Raw genomic sequence first — 6,025 nt, forward strand, 5'->3', positions numbered from 1 at the left:
TTGTTTTCGGTTTTGGATGACCACCTCATCCAGATTGGCTTCCGGCAACAGCCAGTGTTTTAGGGCTGTAGGGCCCACGATTTTCAGGGTGTCAGTTTTAAAGCCCACATAACTGACAATCAGGTTTTGATAGTCTTTTTTATACGGGATTTCGAAGTTCCCATCAACGTCTGTGATGGTTCCCACCGAAGTGTTTTCCCAAAAAACATTGGCCCCCGCCAGGGGCAGGTTGTCATTGGTCGTGGAAGCTTCATAAATGGTTCCGGTAATTTTTTCTTGTGCTGTAAGATTTAGGCTCAATAGGAACAAGGCGAGCCACATGGTTTTATACATTCGTATCTAAATTTAAACATGAGTACTGACCGCAGATGCGGATACATTATCTATAAATTCAGCTACTTTTAAATAATAAAAACCTGGTATAAGGACTGCCGGTCTTCATCAAAGTCCGGAGGAAGGTACTGCAAGTCAAGGCGTTGTTCTTTTGTTGAACTAGCTGTGAAAAGCGCAACCAAATTGGTAGTGTTATTAAATACAGGCAGTTTCAAAGAAACATCAAAAGATTTATTTGCAAACTCTTTATCGGTTTGTATCTGGTAGTACACATCTGCACAGCAGTCAACCTCTTGCGGGGAGTCATCACAGGAATCTTCAGCTTCCACATCCCCACAATCCATTTTTTCCACCCCGAATGCCAGGGCTATATCCACCACCACACCTTCACAAAAATGTTGTCCATAGGTCAAGCCGGTTGTGCTTAACAACAGCATCAAGGAGAGTAGTATGGAAGTGGTTTTTTGCATAAGAAAACAAATTTACAAAAAAATGTAAGGATTGGAGGGTTTTAACTGCTATACAAATTGAATTAAGTATAATGCGCTATCAAAATTTGCTTTTTACTTTATTCATAATGCTTTTAGAATACTATACAATACACCGGACAACTACCCGCTCAAACTTCTATCCGATTTGGGCCCGCTTCAAACGCAAGGCGTTGGCAATCACTGATACCGAGCTAAAGCTCATGGCCAGGGCTGCAATCATTGGGGAGAGTAAAATACCAAAGACAGGAAACAAGACTCCCGCGGCGATGGGCACGCCCAGTGTATTGTAAATAAGCGCGAAGAATAAATTTTGTTTGATGTTACGCATTACTTTTTTACTGAGCATTTTCGCTTTAACCACGCCCTGAAGGTCGCCTTTGACCAGGGTGATTTTGGCGCTTTCAATGGCCACATCGGTTCCTGTGCCCATGGCGATGCCGATATCTGCCTGCGCCAGTGCAGGTGCGTCGTTGATGCCGTCTCCTGCCATGGCGACTTTTTTGCCTTCACTTTGCAGGCGTTTTACTTCGTTTAGCTTGTCTTCAGGCAGCATCCCGGCTTTAAATCCTGAGAGGTGTAGCTCGTCAGCAACGGCTGCTGCTGTGTTTTCATTGTCGCCGGTGAGCATATACACTTCCACCCCAGCGTCCATCAATTCCTGAATGGCCTGACGGCTGGTTTTTTTGATGGGGTCTGTAATGGTGATGTAGCCCGCCACTTCGTTTTCCACAGCGAGATAGGAGACTGTTTTTCCTTTTTGTTGTTCTGTTTCTACTTGCTTTTTTACTTTAGAAGTAATTTCTGCTTTCACCTGAGCCATCAATTTGTCATTCCCCACGGCAATCTGTTTTCCGTTGACTTCGCCGGTGACCCCTTTTCCGGTGACGGCATCAAAGTCACTTGATTTGGTTACCTGAAGGTTTTTTTCTTTCGCGAAAGCGACTGTTGCCTCCGCCAGTGGATGTTCACTGTTTGCATTGACCGAAGCAATCAACTTCAGTACTTCTTCCTCTGTAAATGAATCGGACACCGCAACTGCTTTTTCCACGGAAGGTTTTCCTTCAGTGATGGTTCCGGTTTTATCAATGATCAGGGTGTCGATTTTGTCCATTTGTTCCAGAGCCTGCGCATTTTTAATCAGCACCCCGTTTTGTGCCCCTTTCCCTACCCCTACCATTACGGACATGGGGGTCGCCAACCCCAATGCACAGGGACAGGCGATGATGAGTACGGCAATGGCATTGATGAGTGCATAGGCATAGCTGGGTTCGGGGCCGTAGATGGCCCAAACGATAAAAGTAAGTATGGAGATGATGACCACAATGGGCACAAAAACCCCGGATATTTTATCGGCCAGTTTTTGAATGGGTGCCTGCGAACGGCTGGCTTCATTGACCATTTTGATGATCTGTGCCAGCAGGGTTTCGTTCCCCACTTTTTCAGCAGTCATGGTGAAACTGCGGTTTCCATTGATGGTTCCGGAGCTTACTTTGTCACCTTCCTTTTTATCCACGGGAATGGGCTCTCCCGTAATCATGGATTCATCCAGACTGCTGTTTCCGCTTTTGATGATTCCATCCACCGGTACTTTATCACCCGGTTTGACACGCAGTTCATCCCCTTTTTGAATCTTGTCTGCTGCGATTTCTTCTTCCTCACCATCCACGATGCGAATGGCTTTATTGGGTGCCAGTTTCAACAGTTCCTTAATGGCCGAATTGGTTTTGCTGTGTGCACGTGCTTCCAGTAACTGTCCCAGCAATACCAAGGTGAGAATGACCGTGGCCGCTTCAAAATACACATGTACGGTTCCCATATGGGTTTTGAATTGATCGGGAAAAATATCGGGAATCAGTAAGCCTACCACACTGAAGACCCAGGCCACCCCGGCACCAATGGCAATGAGGGTAAACATATTGAGGTTCCAGGTCACGATGGAGCGCCAGCCACGTTCAAAAAACATCCAGGTGGCATAAAACACTACCGGTATGGAGAGCAGCAGTTGCAGCCAGTTCCAGTATTTCATCTCCATCCAGTCATACAAAGGATTGCCCGGAATCATTTCAGACATGGCGATGATAAAAATAGGCAGGGTAAAAACGACTGCTATTTTGAACTTTTTGAGGAGTTTGTTATAGGTCTTTTTTTCTGCAGAGAGGTCGGCTTCTTTTGGAACCAACTCCATCCCGCATATAGGGCAGTTTCCGGGTTCGTCTTTGACCACTTCGGGGTGCATGGGGCAGGTGTATCCTCCCCCCTGACCCCCTCCCAAGGAGGGGGAGGACAGTTCTTCTACCAAATCCATGCCACACACGGGGCAATCGCCGGGTTCGTCATAGGTTTTATCCCCTTCGCAATGCATGGGGCAGTAAAAGGTACCTGTGCCTTTTCCTTTTGGGGTTTCTTTTTTGTGTTCATGATTTTCATGCTCATGTTTTTCAGCGCCGGGAAGATGAATCTGATAGTTTCCGCCTCCTTCTTTTAAGGCTTTTTGAAACATATCGATTTCAATATGGGTTTCCATTTCGATGGTTGCTTCTGCTTTTTCCAAATCAACAGTTGCGTTTTTGACGCCTTTTACTTCAGACAGAGTTTTTTCTACATGGGAGCGGCAGCCGTTGCAGGTCATTCCGGTTATTTGATAGGTGTGTTTCATAACGTTCAACTTTTAGTTTAACAAAAATACGGCTTGTTAAACAGAAGGACTTATGATATTCTGGCAAAGACTTCTGTTTTTATGGCAACTAAACCTTATCCAGGGCTTTGCGGTTTGCTATACTTTTTTGTTTGTATTCGGAGGGACTGCAGCCTGTAGCTTGTTTGAACCGTGAAGAAAGATAGGCGGCACTGCTGTAGCCCAAATCGTAAGCAATTTCAGCAATACGCATTTCGCCGTATTCCAACAACTCTTTAACGCGTTCCATCTGCAGGTCGTTGTAAAAGTTTTGAATGCTCTTCCCTTCTACTTTTGTAAAAAGATTACTGAGGTGGCTGTAATCCATACCGAGTTGGGATTTTAGTATTTCAGAGAGGTTTTTATTCCCGAATGCTTTTTCTTTATACACCAGTTCGATGAGAATGGATTTGACCTTGTTGACTAGTTGTTCATTTTTATCAGGGAGTAAAGAAAAGCCAACCTGATCTAATTCAGCAATGAATTTTTCTTTGTCAACGGGCGTAAGTGGTTGTTCTAAAACTACTTCTCCCAGAGAAATTTTGGAGTAAGGAATTTCCAACCGTTGCAGAATATCTTGAAGTGTTAACTTGCAGCGGTCACAAACAACGTTTTTTATATGAAGGGTCGTTTGCAAAATCTAGTAAATTAAACCACCTGCCGGATCAGCAGGTGGTTTATATATAAATATTATTCTTCCATTTCGTGGTGATTGCCACTTTCACCGTCTTTGGGCTCAGTAAGGCTCATTTCCATTTCGTGGTCATACTGGCAGCAGTTGGGCAATTCTTTGTAAGCTTCTTCACTTCCTGCCACTTGATCGGTATCGTAACCTGAGGCTGCAATCGCATTGTGGATGGCCATTTCATCAGTTTTGGAGTCGTCATAAGCCACGTCAATTTTTTTCAGGTCGATGTTCCAATCGGCTTTGATGACACCATCCACACTCGTGGCGGCTTTTTCGATGGTTTTTTTGCACATGCCGCAGTTACCGCGTACACCAAAAGTGGTTTCGGCCATTGCTATTTCTTTGACTTCTTCAGTCACCTCTGTGTTTTCTTGTTTTTCTTCTGTTTGGTTTTTGCAGGAAGTCATTCCTATCATCGCTACCACAGCGATACTTAATAGTACTTTTTTCATGGTTTTTAAATTAAAGGGTTATTAATTGCTTTCAAATTTAGTTATTATTCTTGTTTATTCGATCCAAATATGCTTTCATCAAGGCGATTTCTTCTTTTTGGAGTTTGCTAATATCCTCTGCCAGCTTTTTGGTTTCGGGGTCTTGTAAATTGGCATTGTCACTGGTCAAAATCGCTGAAGAATGATGCGGAATCATCGCTTTCATATACTGCACATCTGATATCCCTGTTTGGTTCCGCATCATATAATATACAGCCCCAAAGCCAACAATAGATACCACTAATATTAGTGCGTTCAACTTTTTGTTTTTGTACATGCCCCACATATACAAGAGCATAACAATTGCCATTGGGGCAATCATCAGCAGTGTCATATAGGTGCGCATGGTGCTGAGCATCACATGGTCTATACTGGCTGCATTCAAAAACATCACGGCATACATAATCACAAAAGAGGTAGCCATCATTAATGCAAATTTTAAATAACTTTTCATATTTTATGCATTTTAATTATTGGTTTCATTTACAACAAAAGGAAAATTTATTTTAACTTTTTCCCACTCCAGTGAAAATATTCCTTTTGATTCGTCTTCTTTATGAATTTTGTACTCCAATTCTTCCTTAATGTCTTCTGAAAATTCAGGAGCTACTTTAAATCTAACGACATCTTCACTTTCGTCGTAATCATCTTTGCCGTGTTGGTTCCAGTTTTTATTAAAGATCACTGTCCATTCACCTTTAGTCGGAATAAGAAAAAATCCATATTTCCCTTTGGGCAAAACCTGATCTGAAATGGTTAAATCTTTTGAAGTTTCCACCCAGGTTGCCATATGTGCTCCCGCTTGCCATACCTCATCATAAGCCAATAGTCCTCCAAAAACAATTCTGTTCCTCACCCTTGGAGACGAGTAATCAATATGTATATGTGCTCCCCCTATGGTTTCCATGGTTGATGTATGCGGGCTTTTGGACGCACCAACTTCTGTTTTTACTTCACTGTGATTGTGTTCGTCAACAGCCTCATCTTTTTCTTTATTTGATTGACAAGAAATGATGAAAATTGTGAGCACTAAAATTATTATCTTTTTCATATATTTTTTTATTTAATTTCTTCTAAAACTTCTCCACAACGCAACATCATACTTCCAAAATACGGATTTTTTATCTCTTTTGAAAGGCTGAGCCAGTCAGCACCGGTATCATTATTGGCCATGGGGCAATGTTGTACATAAATTGCTTCTGATGGTGCCCCAAAACTTTTAGCCATGGCAACCATCACATCAGAAACCTGATGGAATTGTTTTCTTAAACTTTCCATATCTGAAGCGTGTTCAACGTGATTTAAACTTTTTTCCAGTGCTTCAGAAAAAGGTGTCCAGCTCTCAAGA

8 protein-coding genes are annotated in these 6,025 nt (G+C 42.7%); all 8 read right to left on the minus strand.

Going from position 1 to position 6,025, the window contains the following annotated elements:
* On the minus strand, positions 1–333 hold a 333-nt coding region (locus AACY61_RS07375), incomplete at its 3' end, for a carboxypeptidase-like regulatory domain-containing protein (protein WP_339610932.1).
* A gap of 68 nt (positions 334–401) precedes the next feature.
* A complete protein-coding gene (locus AACY61_RS07380; RefSeq protein WP_339610933.1) occupies positions 402–803 on the minus strand; it encodes a hypothetical protein in 402 nt (133 codons plus the stop codon).
* A gap of 157 nt (positions 804–960) precedes the next feature.
* Complete coding sequence (locus tag AACY61_RS07385) at positions 961–3,480, minus strand: heavy metal translocating P-type ATPase (RefSeq protein WP_339610934.1); 2,520 nt, start codon at positions 3,478–3,480, stop codon at positions 961–963.
* Between the two features lie 88 nt (positions 3,481–3,568).
* On the minus strand, positions 3,569–4,135 hold the full coding sequence (locus AACY61_RS07390) for an AraC family transcriptional regulator (RefSeq protein WP_339610936.1): 567 nt from the start codon (positions 4,133–4,135) through the stop codon (positions 3,569–3,571).
* A 53-nt stretch (positions 4,136–4,188) separates the two neighbouring features.
* On the minus strand, positions 4,189–4,638 hold the full coding sequence (locus AACY61_RS07395; RefSeq protein WP_339610937.1) for a heavy-metal-associated domain-containing protein: 450 nt from the start codon (positions 4,636–4,638) through the stop codon (positions 4,189–4,191).
* A gap of 37 nt (positions 4,639–4,675) precedes the next feature.
* Positions 4,676–5,131: a DUF305 domain-containing protein gene (locus AACY61_RS07400; protein ID WP_339610938.1), complete on the minus strand. Its 456-nt coding sequence runs from the start codon at positions 5,129–5,131 to the stop codon at positions 4,676–4,678.
* 12 nt (positions 5,132–5,143) lie between these two features.
* On the minus strand, positions 5,144–5,728 hold the full coding sequence (locus AACY61_RS07405; protein ID WP_339610940.1) for a DUF2911 domain-containing protein: 585 nt from the start codon (positions 5,726–5,728) through the stop codon (positions 5,144–5,146).
* 8 nt (positions 5,729–5,736) lie between these two features.
* Positions 5,737–6,025: DUF3347 domain-containing protein (locus AACY61_RS07410; protein WP_339610942.1), on the minus strand; the 289-nt coding region annotated here is incomplete at its 5' end.

This window comes from uncultured Planktosalinus sp. (assembly GCF_963973675.1).
Classification (GTDB): domain Bacteria; phylum Bacteroidota; class Bacteroidia; order Flavobacteriales; family Flavobacteriaceae; genus Planktosalinus.